Annotated in this window: 20 protein-coding genes and 1 pseudogene; 3 read left to right on the forward strand and 18 right to left on the reverse strand. The window is 32.1% G+C overall.

The annotated features are described in order from the left end of the window. Positions 1-100: 100 nt before the first annotated feature. The 18 genes and pseudogenes from COO03_RS27805 to COO03_RS21515 form a co-directional block, all read right to left on the reverse strand. Entirely contained in the window at positions 101-229 is a 129-nt protein-coding gene (locus COO03_RS27805) for a hypothetical protein (RefSeq protein ID WP_003196938.1), read from the reverse strand. 324 nt (positions 230-553) lie between these two features. Beyond that, positions 554-1,012 carry a small multi-drug export protein gene (locus tag COO03_RS21435; RefSeq protein ID WP_097899080.1) on the reverse strand — a complete coding sequence of 153 codons (459 nt, stop codon included), beginning with the start codon at positions 1,010-1,012 and terminating at the stop codon, positions 554-556. Positions 1,013-1,174: 162 nt separating this feature from the next. Continuing rightward, positions 1,175-1,825: a DsbA family oxidoreductase gene (locus COO03_RS21440; protein ID WP_097899081.1), complete on the reverse strand. Its 651-nt coding sequence runs from the start codon at positions 1,823-1,825 to the stop codon at positions 1,175-1,177. A gap of 390 nt (positions 1,826-2,215) precedes the next feature. Next, positions 2,216-2,593, reverse strand: coding sequence for an enoyl-CoA hydratase (locus COO03_RS21445; protein WP_097899082.1), 378 nt, complete (start codon positions 2,591-2,593; stop codon positions 2,216-2,218). Between the two features lie 238 nt (positions 2,594-2,831). Continuing rightward, positions 2,832-4,184: a branched-chain amino acid transport system II carrier protein gene (gene brnQ, locus COO03_RS21450; protein WP_097899083.1), complete on the reverse strand. Its 1,353-nt coding sequence runs from the start codon at positions 4,182-4,184 to the stop codon at positions 2,832-2,834. A gap of 370 nt (positions 4,185-4,554) precedes the next feature. Further along, entirely contained in the window at positions 4,555-5,928 is a 1,374-nt protein-coding gene (locus COO03_RS21455; RefSeq protein WP_097899084.1) for an APC family permease, read from the reverse strand. A 191-nt stretch (positions 5,929-6,119) separates the two neighbouring features. Then, positions 6,120-7,544, reverse strand: coding sequence for a class-III pyridoxal-phosphate-dependent aminotransferase (locus COO03_RS21460; protein ID WP_097899085.1), 1,425 nt, complete (start codon positions 7,542-7,544; stop codon positions 6,120-6,122). An 88-nt stretch (positions 7,545-7,632) separates the two neighbouring features. Then, entirely contained in the window at positions 7,633-9,105 is a 1,473-nt protein-coding gene (locus COO03_RS21465; RefSeq protein ID WP_097899086.1) for an aldehyde dehydrogenase family protein, read from the reverse strand. A gap of 257 nt (positions 9,106-9,362) precedes the next feature. Next, complete coding sequence (locus COO03_RS21470; protein WP_170958201.1) at positions 9,363-10,193, reverse strand: helix-turn-helix domain-containing protein; 831 nt, start codon at positions 10,191-10,193, stop codon at positions 9,363-9,365. A 199-nt stretch (positions 10,194-10,392) separates the two neighbouring features. Then, positions 10,393-12,201: pseudogene (locus COO03_RS21475) on the reverse strand (DNA topoisomerase 3); the annotation flags it as partial. 226 nt (positions 12,202-12,427) lie between these two features. Beyond that, positions 12,428-15,298, reverse strand: a complete 2,871-nt coding sequence (locus tag COO03_RS21480) for an AAA family ATPase (protein WP_097899088.1) — start codon at positions 15,296-15,298, stop codon at positions 12,428-12,430. Then, positions 15,279-15,839, reverse strand: coding sequence for an ABC-three component system middle component 1 (locus COO03_RS21485; protein WP_097899089.1), 561 nt, complete (start codon positions 15,837-15,839; stop codon positions 15,279-15,281). Before COO03_RS21485 ends, COO03_RS21480 begins: the two co-directional genes overlap by 20 nt. A 37-nt stretch (positions 15,840-15,876) precedes the next feature. Continuing rightward, positions 15,877-17,244, reverse strand: coding sequence for an ABC-three component system protein (locus COO03_RS21490; RefSeq protein ID WP_097899090.1), 1,368 nt, complete (start codon positions 17,242-17,244; stop codon positions 15,877-15,879). A gap of 5 nt (positions 17,245-17,249) precedes the next feature. Next, positions 17,250-18,380, reverse strand: coding sequence for a ComEC/Rec2 family competence protein (locus tag COO03_RS21495; protein ID WP_097899091.1), 1,131 nt, complete (start codon positions 18,378-18,380; stop codon positions 17,250-17,252). Positions 18,381-18,699: 319 nt separating this feature from the next. Next, positions 18,700-20,868, reverse strand: coding sequence for a DNA topoisomerase III (locus tag COO03_RS21500; protein ID WP_097899092.1), 2,169 nt, complete (start codon positions 20,866-20,868; stop codon positions 18,700-18,702). Between the two features lie 46 nt (positions 20,869-20,914). Further along, positions 20,915-21,493, reverse strand: coding sequence for a recombinase family protein (locus tag COO03_RS21505; RefSeq protein ID WP_097899093.1), 579 nt, complete (start codon positions 21,491-21,493; stop codon positions 20,915-20,917). A gap of 194 nt (positions 21,494-21,687) precedes the next feature. Next, entirely contained in the window at positions 21,688-21,981 is a 294-nt protein-coding gene (locus COO03_RS21510; protein WP_141523329.1) for a hypothetical protein, read from the reverse strand. A 9-nt stretch (positions 21,982-21,990) separates the two neighbouring features. Continuing rightward, positions 21,991-23,148 carry a HEPN domain-containing protein gene (locus COO03_RS21515; RefSeq protein ID WP_097899095.1) on the reverse strand — a complete coding sequence of 386 codons (1,158 nt, stop codon included), beginning with the start codon at positions 23,146-23,148 and terminating at the stop codon, positions 21,991-21,993. Positions 23,149-23,549: 401 nt separating this feature from the next. On the opposite strand from COO03_RS21515, the gene COO03_RS21520 reads away from it, so the two are divergent. From COO03_RS21520 to COO03_RS21530, 3 genes are all read left to right on the forward strand, one after another. Further along, positions 23,550-24,143, forward strand: coding sequence for a hypothetical protein (locus COO03_RS21520; protein ID WP_097899096.1), 594 nt, complete (start codon positions 23,550-23,552; stop codon positions 24,141-24,143). Beyond that, the gene (locus COO03_RS21525) at positions 24,136-24,438 is read left to right on the forward strand and encodes an HNH endonuclease (protein ID WP_097899097.1); all 303 of its coding nucleotides are present in this window, start codon (positions 24,136-24,138) and stop codon (positions 24,436-24,438) included. The genes COO03_RS21520 and COO03_RS21525 overlap by 8 nt, the downstream gene beginning before the upstream one ends. Before the next feature lie 712 nt (positions 24,439-25,150). Further along, the gene (locus COO03_RS21530; RefSeq protein ID WP_097899098.1) at positions 25,151-25,510 is read left to right on the forward strand and encodes a helix-turn-helix domain-containing protein; all 360 of its coding nucleotides are present in this window, start codon (positions 25,151-25,153) and stop codon (positions 25,508-25,510) included. Positions 25,511-26,739 lie beyond the last annotated feature (1,229 nt).

Below are 26,739 nucleotides of genomic sequence, written 5' to 3' on the forward strand. Positions count from 1 at the left end.
CCACCTCCCTTCTTTACTTTCACTGAACTTTGAGGTGAGGGGTATTACTGCTCGTAAATAGCGGGATAAACGTATTGTTCATGACTACTATTTTGTTTCCTTATTTCCGCTTCATCCGCTTCGCTAATAACTCCTTTACTTGATTATATGTTAACCCAGAATTTTTATTTAAACGTTTCACTTCATCAATGTCGGTACCTACAACTGTATATTTCTTCTCTTTATTCATAGTTACACATCCTTTTATAAACTCTCATTGAATCGAGCACATATTATTTGTTATATTTCTTCCCTAAACGAAGATTTCATACTCTTACCATTACTTATTATCATACTTAAATGTAGTGTCAGCCGAAAATGCTTTGATCCCTTGAATGTTTCAATTCGATTTTTCATGAGTTACCTCTCCTCTCAACTGAAATTACCACTTTATGCTATCACAGAAAATGAACGAAATATATTTTTTTCACTAGTTTATTTTCCAAAATGTATCTTGATTTTATGGTACAGTCATTTCTTAAAGCACTACACTATATTTAAAATTCATATTATCCTAAATGATATTTAAAAAGCTAAACCCATACATCGAAGCAACTACAAAAATGACTGTCCATACTGCTAGACTTACCGTCATCCAACTTATGACGTGTGTCCGGGAAGACCCAAATGTTAAAGCCAGTACCGCCGCAATATCAGTTCCTACAAGAATTGGAGCTAGCAGCGCTAAACCCGGAATACCATATCGTTCCCATATTCGTCTTGATCTGGTTTCCTTTTTAGAAGGTGTTGTTATACCTTTTTTTAATTTTCTTGTCGTTCGCCATTTTGCAAACTGCTTAAAGAAGAAGCCCAGTAATAGAACCAAGATAAGATTCCCTGTAAATGCCGTCAGTCCTACTGCAAATGGTTGTAATCCCCATACGATACCAAGTGGTACAACGATTGATACATCCATCCATGGAGCAAAAGCCAATAAAAATAAAACATAAATAACACCATCTATAACTAAAATGGCGTTGTTTAGTTTGTATGGCTTTTAAAATTTCTCAATTAACTCTTATTTACATGAAAAAAGAAGCTATTTGCCAAAATAGCTTCTTTTTCTACTATCAAGTGTATAGGTTTTATAATTTTCTTAAACACATACATTTGATTTTTCAATTAAAGATATAGATTAGCAATATCCATCCGTCGTACATTGCATGCCATCAAATGAATTTGTTTTTTCCTTTTGTATTTCTTTATCAATTACTTTTTCTAACATTTCCTTACTAGCAAGCCCTTGAATGACTTCTTCTCCAATCATTACAGTTGGAACAGCCATAATATTTGCTTCATCGTATGCATGTTGGATTGCTTGCTGATGTTTCTCCTTATATTTACGAGTTACTAAAGCTTCTTTAAATTCAATTTCAGGAAGCCCTACTTCACCTGCTAATTTTGTTAGCACATCTATCTCTTCAATATTTTGTTCTTCCTGGAAAAACGCAGTAAATACGCGATGATGAAAAGCGTTTTCCAAGCCATGTTCCTTCGCAAATTGATATCCCTCAAACGCAAAATGTGTATATGGATGAGGAGAAACACGTGGTAAACGCATCTCAACTCCTAACTTTTTCGCAGTAGGAAGAATAAAAGAATCCCAAGAACTTAATTTATCTGGCTCTTGCCACGGATCGATTTTTGAATATGGACTTGGACGCAATTCAAATGGCATCCATTCAATTTCTACATCTTTCTCTTTAGCCACTTCATCTAGTGGGCCTTTCGCTAAGAAACAAAACGGACATATAAAATCAGAATACACTTTCATTTTTACAGTCATGTTATTACACCTTACCTTCTTTTATCGTTCTAAGTCGTAATAAAATAAGTTACAACTTAGAGAAAAATATGCATTCTCTTTATGATCATCATCTAGATGTAACTATTATAGTTACAACAAAGCTATAAGTCAACTCTTTCTATATAATTTTTTGTATCATTACAGCAACAAACTTATGCAACTCATCGTGTTGGTTTAGAATAAAGTTTGATTAAAAAATAGTGGAAAATACTGATTTCATCCAAAAAGGATAGCCTACATTTTGAATAAAGTTTAATCAAAATATGGGCTATACATAATATTCATATAGCGACTTTTATAAAAAGTTTGATTGTTTTAATGATCTTTATTCACCTAAAGCCCCTATTAGTTGAAGAAAGGATAAAGAGTTTAAAGTATTACACCTGAAAAATTCCCTTTTAATACCTCTTTTTCATTCTGATTTTTACATAAAAAGGATGCCATAATGGCTGTTCTGTTATTTTTTTGCCTTTCGTATTTTTCAATTTTAACTTTACAAATTATTGTATCTTCCGTAAACACAGGTCTTAAAAACTCAAAATTCATGGTACGAGCTAATACGTTATTATCTCCACCTACTTTTGTTGGTAAAGTTGACGTTAATAATCCTTGAACTACAAGTCTGCCCTGTTCATCTGGGGTTCTATGGTGAATCCCTTCATCACCTGAAATCTCTGTAAATAATTCAACATCGCTTACTGAAAAAGTCCGTTCAAACGTAATTATATCTCCTACTTTTAATGGCATATAAATCTCCTCCTGAAGGTTTTTTATTGTACGGTTAATTATAATCTGAATATTAAAACTTTTTCAAATAACATTCAACTATCCTGCTTCTTTAGTTGAATTAGAGTTTAAATAAGCACTAGATATAACTTATATCGAATAAGTCAAAACCAATCAATTAATGGCTTATTTGGATAAGAACTTAAACAATAACAAAAAAGTTATAGAAACGAATTCTATAACTTTTTTGCACATATAACTACTTATTTAATCTTGCTGCGCTAGAATGAATTTCATTTTTCATTCGGAAATAACTAATCCCGTATCCAATAAATCCGCCAATAATAGCCGGGAAGATCCACCCAAGTCCTACTTCATGCATCGGAAGGATTCGAGTGAACAACTGATTAACTGCTTGAATATTCACTCCCGCTGCACCAAGTCCATCAAATAAACTTATAATAAACGTTACCAGTAAACTTACTTGATAAACTTCCGTTCTCCCTTTAAATAATGGATGTAAAAATGTTAAGAAGATCAATACAATCGCTAATGGATATATTGCTGTTAATACTGGAACAGAAATAGCAATTAATTGTGTTAATCCTACATTAGCAACAATTGCACTAAAAACAGATAACATAATAGCGATCTTTTTATAAGATACCTTTGGAAATAGTTTATGGAAAAATGAAGAACATGCTGAGACAAGCCCTACACTAGTCGTTAAACAAGCTACTGTAATCATTAATCCTAATAGTATCCCACCATATGAACCAAAGTAGTAATTGGAAACTTTCGCTAAAACTTCTCCGCCATTCTCTAAGTGTCCAAGTTTTGCTACGCTCGAAGCTCCCATATAAGAAAGTGCTGAATAAATAATCGCTAATACTGTTGCTGCAATAATTGTTGCTTTTGCACAAACAACCATAATCTGTTTTTTCGTTTTCGCACCTTTCTCTTTAATTGCATTAATGATGATAATACCAAATACGAAAGATGCAAGCGTGTCCATTGTTAAGTATCCTTCTTGAAAGCCCTTAAAGAACGCGTTAGATGTATACGCTTCAACAGGTGCTTGCATATCCCCTATTGGATGAATGAAAGCAACGAGTACTAGAATTCCAATGAAAGTTAATTTAATTGGCGTCAATATTTTTCCAACAATATCGACAATTTTCGCAGGATTGAGCGAAAAAAAACACGTAATGCTAAAGAATATAATTGTAAAAATGATTAAAGGCATAGAACCCGGATTTTCTGATAGAAAAGGTTTAACTCCTATCTCAAAAGAAACATTACCCGTTCGCGGTATTGCAAATAACGGACCAATTGCTAAATACAGAACCGTTGTAAACACAAGCCCAAAAATAGGATGCACACGACTTGCCAGTGATTGCAAATCTTCTTTACCTGAAATTCCAAATGCTAATACGCCAAGTAATGGCAAACCAACTCCAGTTACTAAAAACCCTGCATTCGCTGACCAAACATTCGTTCCTGCTGATTGGCCAAGCATTGCTGGAAAAATTAAATTTCCTGCCCCAAAAAAGAGAGCAAATAACATTAATCCGATAACTACTATAAACGAAAAAGGTACTCTATTCGTCACGATATAACCCCCACTACAAAATAAATTATCTCATTTCCAATTTTAACTAATCAAATATTCTGAATATTTAGTTTAATAATTAGATATTTCTTTTGTTTATTATAATTCGAAGGATAATATTTTGCAATATTATTTTTAAATTTTCTAAACAATTATTCACTATACAAATTTCAAAATTTGTGCACCCTTTTCTACTCCCTATGTAAAAAACACCCTATAGATAGACTTTTTAGTGTCTACTCTAGAGAGTGTTTTTGTGTAACACCTTTTCATTTTGAATAAAAATTTAGCTAACTTATTTAAATTGGACTCTAGCAGCATATAGATAACTGTCAAGTAACCTTCTTCATAAGGTCTGCTTATGATACATTCATATGCTTCTATCTGTTTCCTTTGTAAGCCTTACTTTAAAATCTTTAGAGATAACAGACCGAACAATCAAATATACAATACCAAAACCAAGCCAGAAAAAGCCTACCACTTTACTTGTTATTGAAAGTCCAAATAATATATATCCACACACAACAATACCGATGATTGGGACAATGACATATTTAAAAATATTTTTTTGTTTATTTTTTATAAAATAATGGTTTATCACACACAAATTAACAACAGCAAATCCAAACAAACCTCCGAATGCTACAAGATCTGATACCATTTGTAAATTTAATAAAAGTGCACCGCTTATTCCTAAAACTGACATTAATAAAATATTATAAACTGGAGTCTTAAACTTCGGATGAATATAGCCAAAAAACGAGTTAGGTATTACATTATCTCGGCCCATTCCTAAAAGTAATCTACTGGATGCGGATTGGCTAGCTAAGGCACTTGCTACCCCCGAGGCAATAATCATAAGTGTGATGAAAGTTTGAAGAAAAGTACCAACTAGTACGTGGAGGATATGAAAAAATGCAGTATCTGGGTTATCAATAGATGTATATTTTCCTAACACGATTACACTTAAATACGTCACAGAAATATAAAATATAGTTTGAATAACACACGTTAGCATAATCGCTGTTCCTATCTTTTTTCCACTTACATTTGTTTCTTCTGCAAGCGTTGTGATGGCGTCAAAGCCTAAATAAGCAACAATTACAATCGCGGCTCCACTAATCACTGCTCCTACCGAAAACGTTTCGGAATTATATACAGCATTCAAGTTAATTATATTCAGATCACCCGTTATAATATAATGGGTAGCTGTGATGATAAATGCAAAAACCGCTATGATCATACCTGTAACTAATATGAAATTTACCTTTGCTGCCACTTCAATGCCTATCAAGTTCACAAATGTAATCGGTATTGCGAAGATAAGAACCCATGCCCAAATTGGAATACTTGGCACAAGAGCATTCGCAAAGTTAGCGCTAATTAAGTAAGTTAGCATAGGGATTAACAGATAATCTAATAACATTCCCCATCCCGCTACAAAACCAATTCTTGGATGAAGGGCACGCTGCGCGTATGTATAGGTTGATCCCGCAACAGGAAAGGCCTCAACCATTTTCCCAAAACTATACGCAGTAAACAGCATTGCAATAAATCCAAGTAAATACGAAAGTACAGAATGTCCTTTAGAAACTAGCGTAATAATCCCAAAAAGGGACATCGCTGCCACTGGGGCCATAAATCCAAGTCCAAAGATAACTAAATCCCTCATTTTTAACGTCCGTTTCAATCCCGATGCATGTGGTACACTCAAACTATTTTCTAATGATTTTTGTATCTCCACGCTTTACACCTCCGCAGGAATCAACACGACGTTAGCCAGCATGTAACCTCGTATAATAAATTCCCCTCTCCTAATAAAGTGAAACTTCTATCTAATGTGGCCGCATCTCCCATCTATTTTCTTCGCTTTTGCTGAAGTTTGAGATGGGAAGACTGCCGCCCACTGTTTATTCTCTTTCACTAGTCACATGTTCAATTAACCTGTAATACTTGACTTTCTAAATGCGTAAGTGCGTAATCAAGCGCATCGATTGCTTTATCAATATCCTCATTACTTATATTTAGTGATGTTCCAAAGCGAAGTGTATTTGGCATTACCCCACCAATTAACACTCCCTTTTCAATCGCCTTCGATCTGATAATATTAGAGGGAAAAGTACTTGGATCTGCTTCATGAGTAAAGTTTCTATCTATTTCAACAAATGGTGTCATCTTCTCATCCTTGACAAGTTCTACAAGCCAAAGGACTCCGTACCCAGCTATTTGTCCAATAGATCGATGTTTTCCTTTTAACTCTAGTAGTCTTTGTTTAATATAACGCCCTGCCGCTGCTGCTTTTTCTACTAAATTTTCTTCAATTATATATTCTAAATTCGCACATACAGCAGCCATAGCAATTGGATGCCCTGAATACGTAGAAACTGTCTCCCATCGGTACTGGTCCATAAACTCTGCAATTTCTTTACTCACAACTACAGCACCCGCCGGAATAGCCGAACTCGAAATCCCTTTAGCGAGTGATATAATATCAGGCTCCACCCCATAATGTTGGTATGCAAACCATTCGCCGGTTCTACCAAACCCTGTTAGCACTTCATCTGCAATCCATAAAATATCAAGTTCTTTTGTCATTTGACGAATTTGTGGAATATATTCATCTGGCGGCTGAACAGAGCCTGCTCCTTGTGTAACTTCGGTAATAATTGCCGCAACTTGTTCAGGTCCTTGATTCTCAATCATACGCCTTGTATATTTTACACAAGCCAACTCGCCGTTCTCATCTTGACAAGAACCATACTTATGTCCAAGTGAGCACCTCATGCAATTTGGTGCAGGCGCTACAGCAACTAACCCGCTATCTTGAGCTGGTACATGCTGTGGACGCGAATTTGGATTGGATTCTGTGACACCGCTTTTGCTCCCTTTTAATCTTGTCACTGAAGAAGAACCTTTTGTCCAGCCGTGATAAGCATACTCTCGCGTTATAACCAGTGATCGATTTTTATATAGTCTAGCAATCATAAGTGCTGTCTCCACCGCTTCGCTCCCAGTAGAAACAAAGCGGACTTTCCCAGGCCAACTTTCATTTCCAAGTACATCTTCAATAATCATTTTAGCCGCTTTTGCTTTATAATCTGTCGTATAAGCATCTTGTAAAAAACCATATCGATCTAATGCATCTTTAATTGCATTATTTATTTTTTCATTTCTTTGACCAGCATTTACACAATATAATTGATTAAAACAATCTAATAAGCGTGTACCATCCGGTAAAATGAGGTAATCTCCTTCTGTAGTCGCAATTGGAATTGGCTCATATTCTTCCTGTGTAGAAAATGTTCTCATAATATATTTTTTATCCCATTCAACTACTTGTTGCCAATCAATTTTACTCATATCATTTTCCCCCTCTTTTTGTTGATCAAATGATACATATATAATTTTGCCCCGCTATAGCAAATATATATTTTTTTGATATCCCTCTTTATCCCCCATACCAATTTAAAGCTCTTTCATTCAAATCGACCCAAACGTGTTTTGTTTGCGTATACATATCCATTGCTTGTACACCTAATTCTCGGCCAAATCCACTTTGCTTCGTGCCTCCAAATGGTGCTGCACTATCTAAAAAGCTATACGTATTTACCCACACTGTTCCTGCCTTTATTCCGCGCGCCATGCGATGAGCACGTTTTAAATCATTTGTCCATACACCAGAAGCAAGACCATATACCGTATCATTTGCCTTAGCAAGCGCATCCGCTTCATCTTTAAACCGAATAACTGATACAAATGGACCGAAAATTTCCTCACGAGCGATGGTCATTTCGTTTCTAACATTCTCAAAAATGGTTGGGGTAAAATAATATCCATCACCAGCTTCTGTATATCGCTTACCACCTGTTACTAGATTCGCCCCTTCATCAAGTCCAGCTGCTACGTATTGTTCAATCTGCTGCAGCTGCTTTTCTGAAACTTGTGGTCCCATTTGTGTAGTTCCTTCAAGAGGATTACCGACACGAATAGACTGTGCTTTTTTTACAAACAGGTCCATAAATTTATCGTAAATTGATTCTTGGACAAATAACCTTGAACCTGCCGCACATACTTGTCCTTGTGCAAAATAAATACCAAATGCAGACATGTTCACTGCATCTTCCAAGTTCGCATCCTCAAAAACAATATTCGGTGATTTCCCGCCAAGCTCTAATGATAGCGGTTTCAAATTTTTGCTAGCTGTTTGCATAATGAGTTGTCCTGTACGTGTAGAACCTGTAAATGCGATTTTATCAATCCCTGGATGAGCTACTAAAGCATCACCAGCCACACTTCCAAAACCAGGTATAACATTTAATACACCATCTGGAATACCGACTTCTTGAAAGATTTTAGCTAGTTCCAAAATACTAACTGGCGTTTGTTCCGCTGGTTTAATAACGATTGTATTTCCCGCTGCTAAAGCCGGTGCCAACTTCCACATCGCAAGCATAAGCGGAAAATTCCATGGTACGATAGCTCCAATAACTCCTAGTGGCTCTTTTAAAGTGTAATTCAAGCGATTTTTTGGTGAAGTTAACGTTTCTCCCTGTACTTTATTCGCTAAGCCGGCATAAAACTCTAATACATCAATCGTTGCTGGCATAGCAATAAATTTCGTTTCATTAATAGGCAAACCATTATCCATTGATTCTACTTCAGCAAGAAAGTCTAACTTATCTCTCATTTTTAGCGCCGCTCGATATAAAAGCCGGCCTCGATCACTAGGATCCATATCGGACCAACCCCCTGATTCAAAGGCATTTCGAGCGGCCTTGACTGCTAAATCAACATCTTCCTTACCAGCTTCTGATACAACCGCATTCACTTTACCTGTACCAGGATTAATCGATTCAAATGTTTTACCAGACACTGCATCTACCCATTTTCCGCCTATAAATAACTGATATGCTTTCACCATGTAATCCCTCCCTGATATATACCTTTAAAAACACATACCCTATGTTTCAATTGATATATTTATGCTTGATTACAGTCTGCGTACACATAATTATGAACGCCTCATCTCCAAAAACTCATCTCCTTTCCTCATAGCATGACAGTTCTATAACTGACTGGTGATGACTTTTATCTAAAACTAAGAAAATAATATCGAATTGCGCTTTATATTTATTGTAAAAAACGGAACATTCTGATAATTTTTCACTTAATTAACTCTTAATCAGAATATAACTTCCCAGAAAACTTCTCTACAAATTCATTTGGTGTTAAGGAGCCAAAATTTTTAAATTCATTTATTAAATGTGCTTGATCATAATAGCCGTTTTCATTAATAACATCCCATACAGTAAAATTTTTCATTTTGATTAGCATATTTAAAGAAGATTGATATCTAACGATTTTACTAAATAGTTTTGGTGAGATCCCGATATATTCTTCAAATTGCTTGCGTATATATCTTGTCGAATACCCAATATCTTTCGCCAACTGATTCATATTTACATTCCCTTTTGAAGCATAAATCTTGTTTAACGCTTGTCCTATAGCGTTCTCCGAAACACCAGATGTAAAAATTACATGGCCAATTAATTCTTTAAATAAACGTATCCTTTCTTGAAATCCCTTTGCATATATTAATTTTTCTACAGCCGTACCATGAATGGAAAACATATCAATTAACGGTACTTCTTTATCTACTATCTCTTTTATTGTATAGTTTGACTGAATCATTTCTTGATTAGGAAGAAATCTTACACCAAAATATTCACTATCCGCATGCAAACAAATTGTCCTACTACGAATTACACTCCCACACATATTGGCAAAAAACTTCTGTTCATTACAACAAAACAATATATCCATACATCCATCGGGAATAACTGAAACGGAATGAAGCAAATCTTTTTTTAAGCGAAATTGATAAAATAGTAGTACCGTTTGATTGAATATATTTTTTTCTTTATGTTCGATATAATAATCTGTTTGCACTTCAAATTCAGGCTGAAACGGAAAATATTTATAGGCTTTCAAATTCGGAAAATCACGCAATCCTCTTCCCCCCCTGTAAAGATTGTTGTTTTCTTTACGATTAAAGCTTAACGACTCCTTATACAACGCTCTATGTTCTGTTCCCCGCATCTTCTTGTTTCTAAATTTTACTATTCATAACTTTCTAGAATCAATATAAACTTTCCGTCTTACCTTTAAACACCGAAAAAGGTGTTACGACTAAACGTAACACCTTCTCTCATTTTTCAAACACAAAATTAATTTTATTCTCTTTCCACTCTAACTTCGCATCAAATGTTTTATCATTCTTTTTAAAGCCCTTGATTAAATCTGTCTGTTCACCTTTTAATAGCTTGCTCATGTTCTTTTGTGAAATGGTTTTCCCTAGTATTTTTTTTGAAATCGTGAAATCGCATTGCGTGGTATTATAGTTCGAACAGCCATAGAAAGTCGACTTATCAATAACATCCCCATCGCATTTTTTGCACTTCCCTACTTTTTTACCTATTGTGAATTTTGAGCCGTTACGTTCAATCGACTCTACGTGCAATCCGGTAAAATCCCACTTCTCAGACATTTCAATCGCATCTTCAATGATTTTCGCTGATAACTTTTTCGTTTGTTCCATAAAAGTTGCTGGCGAAGCTGTACCTTCTCCAATTTCAGCAAGGCGCTGCTCCCACTTCGCTGTCATTTCAGGTGAAGCCAAAATTTTATCACCGATTGCAGTAATTAGCACTTTCCCTTTATCCGTTGCGTACACTTGGTTCTTCTTCACATCAATGTACTTACGATCTTTCAGCATTGTAATGATACCTGCACGAGTCGCCTCCGTGCCTAAACCTTCTGTCTTCTTTAACACTTTCTCAAGTTCTTCATTATCCAAATACTTCCCAGCGGTCTTCATTAGCGTAATAAGTTGTCCTTCTGTGTAACGCTTTGGCGGCTGTGTTTTTCCTTCTTTCACTTTCACCTTTACAACCTTTCCTTGTTCACCTTCTTCAACAATTGGAAGAATTGTTTCATCTTCTTTATCATCTTGGAAAATAACTTTACGCCAACCTTCTTGAATTTGTTGCTTCCCTTTTGAGACAAATTCAGCACGTTCATCTACAAGCGTCGTTATTGTTGTATAGTCAAAAATAGCAACGTCATAATGCGCTGCAATAAGTCTTCTCACAATCATATCGTAAATTTTCTTTTCATCGCCAGATAATTTACTTGGATTTGTGACTTGCTCTGTCGGAATAATTGCATAGTGATCCGTCACTTTTTTCTCATTTACATACCGCTTATTATTCATAATAGAATCAATTGGTGCTGGTAATAACTCTTTATATTCATCAAATTGGCTTAACTTTTGTAAAATATCAGGAAACGTTGCTGCTTCTCCTTGTGTTACATAATTAGAATCTGAACGAGGATAGGAAACAATTCCTTTTTGATATAAAGCCTGTGTTATATCAAGCGTCTTTTTTGGTGAAAATTTAAATGCTTTGTTTGCCGTTGCTTGTAATGATGACAAGTTAAATAGAAATGGTGGCTGAAACTCTTTTCGCTCCGTTTTCATTTCTTTTACTTCAGCCGGTTTATTTTGGCAAAATGCTGCAATTTTATTTGCCATATTAGGATCTTTTAAGCGGGATTCATTATCTTTCTCCCACTTTCCTTCATATTTCTTTCCTTCTATATTAAAGGTTGCAAACACTTCCCAAAATGGCTCTGATTTAAAGTTTTCTATTTCTTTTTCACGTTTTACAATTAAAGCTAATGTCGGCGTTTGCACACGACCAGCTGAAAACACATCATTCATTCCTTTTTTCTTTAACAAAATACTAAATACACGCGATGCGTTCATACCAACTACCCAATCGGCACAGGATCTTGTATAGGCTTCATAATACGTATTGATTGTATCTGATTCGTCAAGTAAGTTTTTGAAACCTTGGTAAATAGCTTGTTTCGTTAAAGAAGAAATCCAAAGACGTTTCATCGGTTTTTGCACGTTACAAAGATTGATAATATTTCGGACAATTAATTCCCCTTCGCATATACTTACTTAATATATTGTATAAACTAAAGCAATCCCTTTAGTTTCATGGGATTGCTCTAGCAATATATCCTAAATACACTTTACACAATTAATTTAATTTAATTCCTTCTTTTAATATTCACTTAACAGATTTATGTAGTTTAAATTAAATGTTTTTTACACACCCAAATGTTAATTAAAGAAAATTTAGTTTATAAAAAATGCAAAAAGCTTTTTCAAATTATGGTGTTACTAAACATTCCTCTATCTTCAACTTAACTTCCGTCTCATTTAAAGCAGGAAATTTTATTAATACTGGTTTATTTTGAACTTCATTTCTTTCATTAAAGAATGTTGGACCATTTTCATCATATGAATGATAATGAATTACCGATATATTAAACATTTGAAATTTCTTTTTTATCATCTCATAAAATATTGAATTATGTGTTGAAACAAAAAATTGCTTCATTAAGCCATCCCGAAATGCCATTGCCCTTAATAAATCAATAAAAGCCATCATGTTTAAATCATCCATACTCTGAATTGGATCATCCATACATAGAAAATCTAACGATGTCCATTTTTGTTCGATCGCCATAGCCAAAAATAGTGACAATGCCAATGCTCGCATTTGTGCAGAACTATATATATAACTTGGATTACTTCTAATATTTTCTTCTGTAATAACATTGAATATCAATTTGTACGCGTTATATCTCTTGTCTCTTTGTACTTCTATTTTCTTATATAAAGGATGTGAATTAATCTTAGAATATATTTGCTGAACAAGACTAAATAATTCATCTATTGCTGCTGCATTTAATTTATCTATTGTATTTGGAACATTATTAATTATCTCGTTCAAAATAACAATATTTTTATTTAACTCTTTAACCATCTCGTTATAATTTTTTATTTTCTCTTCTAAAATTGATTCTTCACTTAATTTCGTCGTTAATTTCTTATACGTATTAATTGCATTCACTTTTACAAGTAAATCTGGTAAAAACTTTTGATTATAACTATTTTCTTCTAATTCGTTATTTAAATTATCAATGTGATCTTTTATTATAGTTTCAACATCTTTAATCTCCTGATAAATTATATTTTCCGAATACGCTTCATTATAATTATTTATTAATTGATTTATATTGTCTGTCTTTGTCTCTATATCCGTCATGTAATTTTTCGCTTTTTCTATAAAATCGAAAATTTTCTTTTCATCTTTGACATTCACTATTACTAATAAGTCGTTCTTCTCTAATTTTTTCACAGATAAATACTTATTTATTTTTCCCAAAAGAATTTCCGGATTATCATTTATTGTAAGGTTGTATTTCAACAAAGTTTGTTTTATACTTTCAAATATTTTATTTAAGTTATTAATTTCTGTTTCAAGATTTATTCTCTTTGTATATAAAGCCGTTATTTCTTCTTGATAGATTTTCAATTGACTGCTATATCTATTCATATAATCTTTAAATAAAACGAATTGCTCTTCCAATTGTACATTAAAGGATTCTATACTCTTATAAATCCCCTCAATATTTTTAGTTATCTTATTTTTTTGATTAACTACTTTTGATATATTTATAAAATCTGTTTCTTTAATTTCTTCAAGATAATTCATTATATGTGTAGCCGTTATATTCTTACTTCCACAAACTGGACATTCATTAATATCCTCATTATCTACTATATAATCTTTAACAATTATTAATAGTTTTTGAAATTTATCATTTACACTAGATAACTCGTTAATTATAATCTCGTTATCTTTCAATATTTGTTGTTCTTTTTCTTTATCTCTATTAGCCTTTTCAGTTTCTTTAAACAACTTATTAATTGTATCTAAACAACTTATAACCTTCTCTTTAAAATTCTTATTTAGTATTTGATTATGCATAAATGCAATTAAATTATCATAAGACTTTTCTATTTTACATTCTTCAAATAGCCTTAAAATTGTATTATACATTTCTTGATAGTCATTATATTGCTGCTGCATATGCTTTATATCAATATTTGTTTGTCTAATATTATCTTGGAGATTAATTAATTTTAATTGATCTTCCGTTAGATTTTTTACACTTTTAACCAGATATTCTATTTCATCGATTTCACTTATAAGAACAGCAATTTTATTATAATTATTTAGATTATCTACCATCTCTTTATTATCATAATAGTTCTTATTTAAATTTTTATAGTTATTATAAATAAGGTTTAGTTGATTCAATTTTACAGATAACTTATTTCCCTTTTCTAATACCTCTTTATTCATCATATTAATAGATTTTATAGATTCGTCTATATTCGAATTTATATTCAGCTTTGTTTTAAATCGCTGTTGATAAGTTATTAATAACTGTTCGATTTCTGTCTTATCAATTGACTGCTTATTTAATTCTACTTTTAATGAATTTATTTCTTTATTAACACGCTCTTTCTCAAACATAAGTTTAGAAATATCACTCTGAATCTCACTAATATCAGAATTCACCATATCCCTTGCAGCTTTAAATTTAGACTCATAAAAATAAAACTGCTCAGTCCCAAGGATAGTAGATAATGCGTCATATCTATCTTTATCTTTAGTTTCATTTACAAAATTCAGCATTTTTTCCTGCCCTAAATAATGGGTTAAGTTATACATATTATTTAATTTATCAGTAGATATTTTATCGTGCCAATCATCATTGATTATTTGTTTGGCTAAATACTCTTCTTCTGGTATCTCTCCTTGATACTCTTCATTATTTATAAATAATTTTAACGTATGTTTTCCATAATCCGTCGAATTTTGTGAAGACTGAATTCCTTCTCTTACAATTAAAATTTCTGTATCATTATGTACTATAGATAGTTTTATAATTGGTGGGTTTTTAGATAATTGGTTACGTATAAATTTTGTTCGGTTTCTTTCATCACTTGAAATATCATACCTATTTATTTTTCCTGTTAATCCCCATTCAATTGCATCAAAAAATGAGGTTTTACCATGTCCATTGGGACCATAAATTAAGACCATTTCTGAATCTCTAAATTCAAATATAGTATTATTAACAAATCCTCTAAATCCTTGAATCTCAATCTTCTTTATTCTCATTATTTTCCTCCTTTTTTAACGAAAATAATTTATAGATTTCTTGTTCTGAATATTTTTTTCCATTATTAAAAAAGTCTTCTCCTAATTTATGTAGGGATTCTTCTTGTAACTCACTTTTAAGTTGATCAAGAAATTGAGCATGATTAAAAATAAAATCCCCTTCTTTTTGTGGTATATCTAAAATAAATGAGAGACTACTACCTAATATTTCATTTGGTGTAAGAATTATTTTTCTAAAAAACATTTTGTTTTTTTCAATAGATTTTCTATGTGCCACAGAAATCTCTTCATCAATATATAGAACTAGATACATATCCCATCTCAAATCATCCACTATACCACTTAATTTTCTTTGAAATTTTGTAGCAAATTCAGATTGTGCATGCTCCCAATCCATTAGCAAATCATGAACTTTTTTAAAAACCTTTATACCATATATACCTTGATTACTAACAAAAACTTTATCCAAATATTTCAAATCAAGATTTTCTAAAAAATACCCTTCTTTATAACCTCTAAATAAATCGTATAAATTATCCAATTTTACTCCTGCCCCTCAAAACTAAGTTTTTTATACTTTAAAGTCTTATTTTGTTTGCCTCCCTTTTAATACATTTTGAACACAATATATTCATTTCCCCTATATCTTTCAAACTATTACTCTTAGGATCCACACCATTATATACACCTATTTCTTCTAAATGACTAAAATCTTTTATTAATTTGTCAAAAGAGTATCCTTCTTTATCACCACATCTAATACAAATATTTTCATCATCGTAAACGTTCTCAAAATTATCAATAATCCATAGGTATTCGTGAAACATTTTTTCATATGGTGTATCAACAAATGCTGTAGCTAAATTAATCGTAATAAATGCTAAAGAACAATTGTTATTCACAGAATAAATAAGCTTCGCCCATATACTACAGTCTTCATAAACCACTTTTAAATTAGCGACATCCTTATCTGTTATTTTCCACTCTTTAGATTGACAATTTATATAGGTCATTATTTCCCAAAATTTACCGACACCTAAATTATCCCTTATTAATTCCTCAGTCTTAGTAGAGATAGGATTATTAATGAAATAAAAATTCTTTAAAAAATCAACAAAATGATTATATTCCATAGAGCATAATCTTTCGTATACCTCTTCTTTTGATTTTAATATTTCATTTTTTATTTTGGGATCTCTTAGTCTACTAAAACTGACGTCTATGTATTCTAAACATTTATCTAATTTCTCTCCGACAGAATCGAGTTCATTCTCTCTTTTCGCTAGTTCTTCATAGCTTTTACTCTTAATAAATTCATTTATCTTTTTAATACTTTCACAGTGTAATCTATTAAAAGTCCCTTGCGGATCTCCTAATTCAATTATTATCCCTATTAAGAATAATTCTCCTGACTCTTCATAATAAACTCCTGAACCAGAAAAACCTTGGCAATTTTCAGGTCCACTTGCCATAAAAGTTTCTAAATTTTCCTCTACTCTTATTTCAAAACGATTTTTAATTTGAGGAGAAAGATTAACATCTGTTATAGTGTAATCCATCTTCGCACCAATTTTGGGCCTAGGAGAAGGGAAACCAAAGAAATATCCTTTCTGAACATTAGAAGCTTCATCAATATACCTACAAGGGATAGAATATATATCTTCAACAATTATAAAAGCAATATCATGTTCATCATTTGGATATACATGATAATCAATTACAGGAATAAACTTTTGAAGACCTACATCACTTTTCAACTCTATTCTTATGTTTTCTTTTTTTAATTTAGCTTTGTATTGTCCTTTTTTTCCTACTAAGCAATGTTTTGCTGTTATTGCATAAGTATAATTACTATTGTGTGATTTATAAAGACAACCTGAACCAGTAATTAATATAGTCTCATCGTCATCCACTAGTGTAATCTTTATTGCATGTTCAGCATACAATTCTTCTATACCTCCAAAACAAAGTTATTTTTTTCAAGATTATGTAAGCATATCTTATATTCATGTAGTTCCTCTGGACTGAAAATCCCATCATATATATGATAGTTAAAATAAAAATTAACTGGTTTTTCTTTCCCTTGCGACTCTACCGCTTCTTGTTGTACTGATTCTTCTTCCTCTTGCGACTCTGTCACTTCTTGTTGTACTGGCTTGTTCATTAGAGTAATAATTCTAGATAATGCCTCCTTATCAGGTAATGCCCGTGCGTTTCTCCCACCATCTGTACTGATAATAAAGTTACTACAATCTATTAGCTCTAATAAGTCATTATTTGTATTCCTCCTACTTCCATGATGTGAAACTTTAACAATATCTACCTTTAATTTATTTTCTCTATTATAGCCTAACTTTTGCAAACCTTCGGTAACTACAGAGGAATGCGCATCTCCTAATAAAAGCAGCTTTTTACCTTCATGTTCAAAAAGAAACGCTATACTACTCGCATTAACCTTTGAGGTATCAGGAATAAATTTATTGCTAGCTAACTCCCGAATAGAATTTAGATAATCATTTTTTTTATCCGTTTTACAAACTTGTACATCTTCTTCATAATCGATTTCAACTTCCCATTTTTCATTCAAATTAACTAATCCTTGAATATTTGGTGATAATATCTTTAGACTAGCATTCTCCAAAATTTCTATATCTCCCTGTTTTATTATTTTTTCAGGCATAATTTCGTATTTTATAAGCTCTTTTTCTAAAGAATTCCCTTGTTCTACCCCCACTTTTTGATCAATTAAAGATATAGGTGTATCCCTTTCGCTCTCTAGTTCTGTATTAAAGAAATTTGCTATCATTTTACCAGTATTAAACAAAACCTTTTGTATAATTTCTCTGCAAATATTCATTTCAAAAATTGCCAATACACCTTCAATGTGATCGTTATCAATATGGGTTATTATTAATAAATTAATTTTTTCATTTCTTTTTTTTATTGCTTCTAATTCCCTTTTTAAATATCTTATTGTATGTTTATTAACCCTTCCACCATCAACTAAAATATTCTTTTTTTGATAACTAATTAATAAACAATCACCATCACCAGCTGGTAAAGCTTTGATTTTCAAAGTCATTATATCCCTCCATTTATAACTATCGATATTCAATTTATATAATTTTTCTGTTTAATAATTTAACACCTAGATTATAAAGTCATTTCTATTTCCTTAAGCTTTTTCATAATATACAATTTCATTAACACAATATTATCATTAAAATAACAAAAAAAGTCTCATCAAAACCCTTTAATTATTAAATGAAAAATACTTTTTTATGCCCCTATATACAAAAAAGTAATTTTGTATATAGGGGCAATATAAACAGACTTAAATTTACATACCATTCACTCTCGACACAAAACTATTAAATCTTAAATATTAATTACCTCACTATTTATTTCTCAAACACAAAGTTTATCTTCCCATCTTTCCACTCTAACTTTGCATCAAACGCCTTATCATTCTTCTTAAACCCTTTAATTATATCCGTCTGTTCACTATTCAATAACTTCTTCATATTCTTCTGTGAGATTGTCTTTCCTAATATCTTTTTCGAAACTGTAAAATCACACTTTGTTGTAGAATAATTCGAGCATCCATAAAAAGTGGACTTATCAACTACATCTCCATCACACTTTTTACATTTTCCAACTTTTGTACCCATTGATGATTTCTTTTTAGAACCTGGTTTACCTTGGAATTGTGTAAGATCAAATTGTTGAAAATCCCACCCTCCGCTTTGTTCTTTTGCATCATCAATAAGTTTTAGTGTAAGTTTCTTCGTTTGTTCCATAAACACACTTGGAGATGCAATTCCATCTCCAATTTCATCTAATCTTTGTTCCCATTTGGCTGTCATCTCTGGCGAAGCTAAAATACTATCACCAATGGCATCTATTAAAAGTTTCCCCTTGTCGGTGGCTGATACTTGGTTCTTCTTAACCTCAATATATTTACGATCTTTTAAAACACCTATAATACCAGCTCGAGTTGCTTCTGTTCCTAGACCCTCCGTCTTATTTAGTACCTTAGTTAACTCTTCATTATCTAAATATTTACCGGCCGTTTTCATTAACGTAATAAGTTGTCCTTCTGTATATCGCTTAGGTGGTTGTGTTTTCCCCTCTTTTACCGTTATTTCTTGAACTACCCCTTGTTCTCCCTTTTCTAACGAAGGCAAATCTTGTTCGTCCTCATCTTTATTTTTTTCTTTCTTATTACCAAAAATCACCTTACGCCAACCAGATTGAATTTCTTCTTTCCCCTTAGATATAAACGTTGCTCTACCGTCAACTAATGTATTAACTGTTGTATAATCAAAAATTGCTTTATCGTAGTGTGCAGCAAGTAATCGTCTAATAACTAAATCATATATTTTTTGTTCTTCTCCAGATAATCTTGAAGGATCTGTTACTTGTTCAGTTGGAATGATAGCGTAATGATCTGTTACTTTTTTCTCATTTACGTAACGTTTATTTTCCATAACTGAAGAAAAAGGTAATGGAAAGAATGAACTATATGCCTCAATATTACTTATTTTCTGTAGAATATCTGGAAACATTGATGCTTCTTCTTTGGTCACAAAACTTGAATCCGAACGAGGATAAGAAATAATTCCTTTAATATACAACTTTTGAGCAATATCTAACGTTTGTTGTGGTGAATATTTAAAGCGTTTATTGGCCTCAGCCTGTAGCGAAGAGAGATTAAATAAAAATGGTGGCTGAAATTCCTTTCTTTCCTTTTCAAGCTCATGAACTTCAGCATCTTTTCCTTTACAAAATTGTGCAATTTTATGAGCCATAGCTACTTCTTTTATTCTCGTGTCATTATCTTTATGCCATTTCCCCATATAGATCTTACCATCCATATTGAATTTAGCATTAACCTCCCAAAAAGGCTCAGACTTAAAGTTCTCAATTTCCTTTTCGCGTTTAACAATCAAAGCAAGTGTTGGTGTTTGAACTCTCCCTGTTGAAAACACATCTGAAATCCCTTTTTGTTGCAGTAAAAGTGTATATGCACGAGAAGCATTCATGCCAACCAGCCAATCTGCACAGGAACGACTATACGCTTCATAGTAAAGATTTCGAGTCTCTTTTTCATCTAACAAATTTCTAAATCCATTTGTAACCGCATTTTGAGTTAATGAAGATATCCACAAACGCTTCATCGGTTTATTATTTCTACACAACATCAACGTTAACCTAATAATAGCTTCCCCTTCTCTTTCGGCGTCTCCCGCTATTATAATTTCATTAACTTCATTATGATGTACTAATTCCCTGACTATGTTAAATTGCTTCCATTTTGATTTTGTAACTCTATGATTAAATTTTTCCGGAATAATGGGTAAAGTATTTAAGCTCCACTTTTTCCACTTTGGATCATATTCCTCAGGTGGAACCAATTCACATAAGTGTCCAACTGCCCAACTTAAAAATGCTCCTTTAGGAAATACATCATTTGGAGCAATTTCAATATACCCATTTCTTTTTTTATGCGAAAAAGGTGCTGCCAGTTTGGCACCTTGATCTGGTTTTTCAGCGATTATTAATTTCATGTCTTTCTCCTTTGATTTAAACCTAGAGCACATCTCTTTTACATTTTCATCTTGTAATATTGTTACTTCTCAAATATTGATAAAATGAAGCTCTTCCAATTTTAGTTATATCGCATATTTCTTTTACCGTTTTTTCTCCCTTTTTATACAACTCAATTGCATGTAAAAGAGAGTTATTTTTTTCATGATATGTTTTCACACGACCACGATATTTCCCTTTTTCTTTCGCAATAGCAATTCCTTCTTTTTGACGCATATTTATTAAGTCACGCTCTAATTGATTAACTCCAGCCATGACTGTTAATAAAAATGTACTATAGGGATTGTCACTAGACATATCCAACCATGTATCCTTTAAACTCTTTAAGATAACACCTTTACTTTTAATTAACTCCAACAAAGAAAATAAGTCTTGGGTACTACGCGTAATACGAGTTAAATCCGTAACTACTATTATATCTCCTTCCTGGAGTTCCTCTAACATTTCTTGTAACACGATTCGATTTGTTGTGGATCCGCTAGTCTTTTCTCGATATATTTTTTCACATTTATATTCTTGTAACTGCTTTAATTGCCGAGCTAAACTTTGTTTTTCAGAACTTACTCGTGCATAACCTAAAATCATTTAAAGCCTCCCCCTAGGCAATTCTGTTATTACTATTTTAACACTTAATTTCTAGACATTCTATCTAGACATTAGTTTCCCTAATATACCCTTTCCTTCTTTACGTCTAGATAGGGTTGTACCTAACATAGAATTTATTAACTTAATAAACTCTGGATATACATATTTATCCCCACGCGATGCAAAGATAAGATTTAACCCTCATTTGTTGCAACAGATTCTCCATTACTTCCATCATCACCTGTATTTCCTTCATCAGTTAGAGGTGGTTTTGGAGGTTCTACTACTGGTGGCTCACATGGGTTTACAGCGCTAGATCCTGTTCCATTATCATTTCCTTTGTCTATACCCATCGCATTATATAAAAACGGAGCATATTGTTCACGTTTTACATTCTCGTTGTTTTTAACAACTTTATTATCCCTACACAATACGCAAAAAGAACCTGATTTTCTTTCAAATTCAGGTTCCTTTTGTAGACAAATCATATAAAGCATTTAATTCGGTAACAGGATTTTGAGAATATCTTCTTCTTTTACCTCAAGTTTAGATCCATTTTCTAATAAATTTATAATCATTTCACGTACAAGTCTGTCCATTTCAGTTAATTCTGTAGTTAATTTTTCACGAGAATATTTTGAATTACCATGAACTAAATGAGATCTTACTTTATACAAATTGCTCACTTTCTGATACGTTTCTTGGCTTCTATCTAATAACGTTGCAGTATATAATGATATTTTAAATTTTAATTCTGCGCTTATAGATGGATACATTGACTCTAAAGAAATTGCTAAATCAATAAATTTATCTTCTAAATCTACTTTATTATGAGCAGAAGTCATGCGATCTATAGCAACTGATTTTTCAGGTAATTTAATGACTTTGTTAAAATAACTAGTAAGTAGACTGGCATCACTAATTACCACATTTTTTTCCCTATTTCTATTATTTATTTCATTAATATATTCAATGCTTCTAAACATTCCGCTATTATCAAAATAGCTAAATGTAATAACCGGCGAAAAATAAATATGATCAAGGGTTCCATTATATAAAAGAATACTTTGAGCCAACTTTATAATCTGTTCTCTACTTTGTTTTAATTCACTAAAATTATTTAGTATTTGTTTCCTTTCGAATAAAACTCTTGGATTAGGTTTATGGTTATCAAGTCCAGTGTCATTAAGTGTAGGTTTAAAATGGCTATCATATTCATTTAGGCTATTATAAAAGTATTCTATACTCTCAATATCTATAGGCCTTATAACAAAATCTTGAAATTCAATTTTTTGATTTTGAATATCTAAATGATGAATTAATGAAATCGTTCTATATACATATTTTCCGTCTAAATATAATTTGAATTCTTCAAATAAGTCTTTAAATATATAATCTATATAATTTAAAGACTTTGCTTTTACTAAATAAGCTATTAAAAATTTAATTAAAGGTTCCTCATATTTCCCTTGTAAAAATTGTTCGATAATAGCCAAATTATAATCATTGAAAGGAACCATTTTTTCACGATTAATAGTATGAATAAGTCCATTATGATTAAGTGAAACCTTGTTTATACAATATGGAAATTCTATACTTTTAAGTTCATTTAATTGCTTAAGAAGAGTGGCTTGAACTAATTCTATTGAATACATTGTTTTCCTCCGTAATTACTAGACTTTTTTAGTAAGATTACCATTTCTGGCTCTTAAATTAATGTTACTCCTTATATCATACTAAAGCTAGTAATTTTACGATATCTTGTTTCTCCTTCCGATCAGGCATAACATAAATTTAAGTTGTATTCATATCACTATGCTCCATTAACTCTACTACATAGGAAATTGGCATATGTTTTTCTATAAAATCAATGCTCATGGTATTGTATTACCTAGACGAAGACGGAAATATGTAAAAAAGATGGGCAAAAACAGTAAATACATTGTACTACTTACATTTACTCGAAATTAATTTAAATATATATTAAGTTGATGTTTAAATTCACTGAAATACGGATATTAATACTTATAAGTTCTATTTTCAGGAGGTAACTTAAGTGTCAATAATTTGTGCTAATGTAAGAATTTTAGGAACTAGACCACTGTTATTTAACAGATTTACCGAAGATGCAATACCTATAACAAAACAAGAAAAAAGCGGTGTTCCAGGAAACAATCCTCAAGAATGGAAAAAAACATTTCAAGCTACTCCGCAAGGCCAACTTTATTTGGACCCTATTTATATTTTCTCTTGTTTACGTGCTGGAGGGAAATTTATATCTAAAGGAAGAGGTACGTTAGAACCCGAGGTAGCTTCAACTCTTCAAGTACTAGACAATAAGATATTAATTAACAGATTTCTTCCACCTATTAGTGAAATAACAAGGGATGATAAAAGAGATGTATATATTGATGTACGTCCAGTTTCAAGAAGGGGAGTCAAAAATATACGTTATCGCCTGGCTATTTCACCAGGTTGGGAAACAGAGTTTAATATAGTATGGGAGGGAACCTTAATTAGCCGTGAGCAAATGAGAGCTATTTGCCAGGATGCTGGTGCGTACGCTGGATTAGGAGATGCAAGAAAAGTGGGATTTGGCCGATTTCATGTCACTGATTTTAGCATCATTCAGGAGACAGCTCATGCCTAAGAAAAGAACTCCTCATGAAACTTGGAGAATAAACATAAGACCACTTGTATGGAACAGAGATAATAAGCGATGTGTGCGTTGTAAAAAAGCAGTCTTATTAAACGAATGTCACATAGACCATATAGTAAGTGGACTATGTGGTGACAATAGAATCCAAAATTTACGTACACTTTGTAGACAATGTCATGTTCTGCGTGCAAATCCCTCTCATCGAGGCATGGTTGCAAAAGCTTTAAAGGATGGAGTTATAACAGCGAATTGGCGTCAATATGTTTGGGAAGAAGAGTCACTATAGAAAATGTAGAACAGAACTCTTTTGACAAATTTTCCACCAATACACTAATAAAATATGAGGTAGAGTAGAGTTCAGTTCAATTAATCTTATATGCTGCATTTTATACAAATCAACTATATGTATGGTACGGTTTGATACGGTCATAAACTAGAACAATTCACCCTAGTTAACTTTAATAAGAACTCTTTACGCAGTGAATAGATAAATAGATATTTTGAAGGAACTAAAGAATCAATCGTTGTAGTAGAGTGAATAAGTTAAATATTTAAGCAAAGTTACTATGGAAATTAGGTTTCATAAACATTATCTGAGAAACAAGACAGAGTCGAAACAGTTAAAACTGTTCAATAGGAGATGACCTCCCTATTGCTGAAGAGACAGGTCATTTAATAGGGTTGGGCTTGGTATGGTATATCCGGTTAGGTTCGGCTCGGCGCTGTTCGGTATAGTGTGGCTTGGCACGGTTATTTAATAATTACATTAGACATTTTTCGTTAAAATTTCTATAGTTGAGTGCTGTTAGATTCTCTAAAAACTAAACATAAGAGCTATAGTATCATTTGCTTCTTTTACCTTCATCCCCCATTAAAATCAAATAGAAAATACAGATATTCAAAATAGAACTTATAAGTATTATTTTTTGTTTTTTAGATGATATAGTGTTCTTACATTCATTTGTACGCTTCTCTAATCTGATAGAGAGGTGGTACACTTGTCTGATTTCTTAAAATTAGTTGGAGAAAACATTCGCTTATTACGAAAAAAAAGAGGATTGACACAAGAAGAATTAGCTGAACGAATTAATCTGCAACAAGCTTACATTGGTGGAGTTGAACGTGGAGAAAGAAATATTTCCATGCTTACTCTGCAGAAAATTGCTGTTGGTCTAGAGGTTTCACCCGATAAAGTTTTAGATCTTAGTAATATCAAATTACTCGATAATCCTCAAAAAGAGGAATTTCTTAGCATCATCATTTCCTTACTTCATCAAAAGAATGTTGGTGAATTGGAATTTATCCTGAAGTTTCTTCAAAATTTCTCTGAATTCGTAGAAAATAAAAACCTTAAGTAATGATTAAAATCTTATTTTTTCATACATGCTATATCCGCTTAAAATGAATGGCTCAAATTATCCCCTTAAGTACAACGTAATTCAAGTTTAAATAAGTTAGGTTAGCCGAAGTTTTTTAAACTTGAAAATCCATTCCATTAAGAGACTTCAAATCATTATGAATAGAGTTGAAATTACAAAAAATCTAATAAATAATAATTGAATTACTTTTTCCATCTCCTTATTTGAAGACTCAATTAAGAAGTACTAAAAGGGGTTCAGCCAACCAAATGACATAAAACCCACGTTAAGACATTTTGGGGAAGTTGAAACCTTGATTTTCGTACGTTGAGGGTTTTCTATGCTATAAAAAGACAATAGATAATCTGGAATATTTCGTAACAAAAAGGGTATCTAAAAGTTTTGTTACGAAATAAATTTGTTACATATTTTCGTTACCCAAGAATCAACAATTCGTTTATTAATGCACTTCAAACAAAGCTTTGTAACAAAAACTAACAGTATTGTTACGGTGTAAATAATCCTTAGCGTGGGTTTTATGTTAGTGCGTTGGCGGTACCCCATACCTATCAAGTTAAGAAATACATTCTTCTCCAAAACGACAAAAATGAACTAAATTCCTATGAACAACTATGAAAAGATGAAATTTTCGTTGTTGGAGTTGATTTGTTTTCTTAACTTGATAGGCCCCCTTATTGAAAAAGACTAAAAGGTCATTTACACGAAAATATTGATGGTACAAATTTAATTTTTGATAACCACATATATTATAATTATGGTTATAATTATTCCTAAAAAAAACATATTAGTTGGAAGGAATTTCAATAACCAAAAAGCAGTCATAATTGTTGCTACTAAAAGAAATGGTAACCATTCTTCATGTGTGAATTTTCTTTTGTTAGATAAAACAATTATATATCCTATTAGTGGTAATATTAAACATATTGTATATAAAAATTTATCTCGTAAATACCACGGTCTATTTTCCATATTTCCCCCTAGTTAGTTGTAGTCTTGGAATAAAGTTTGATTAAATTAACTTAATAAACCTGGATAAAAGAGCAAATAGAAAAAGAGTGTTTTGGAAAATAGATTGATCAAAACACTCTTTTTCTATAATTAATTAAATCATCCTTTTATAAAAAAGCATTCCTGTATTAAGGCAAAATGAGGTTTGAACAAGAAAAGTCCCCTTGGTATGATACGAGTTGTCCCATGTTGCGCAACAT

The organism is Bacillus sp. AFS098217 (genome assembly GCF_002551815.1).
Classification (GTDB): Bacteria; Bacillota; Bacilli; order Bacillales; family Bacillaceae_G; genus Bacillus_A.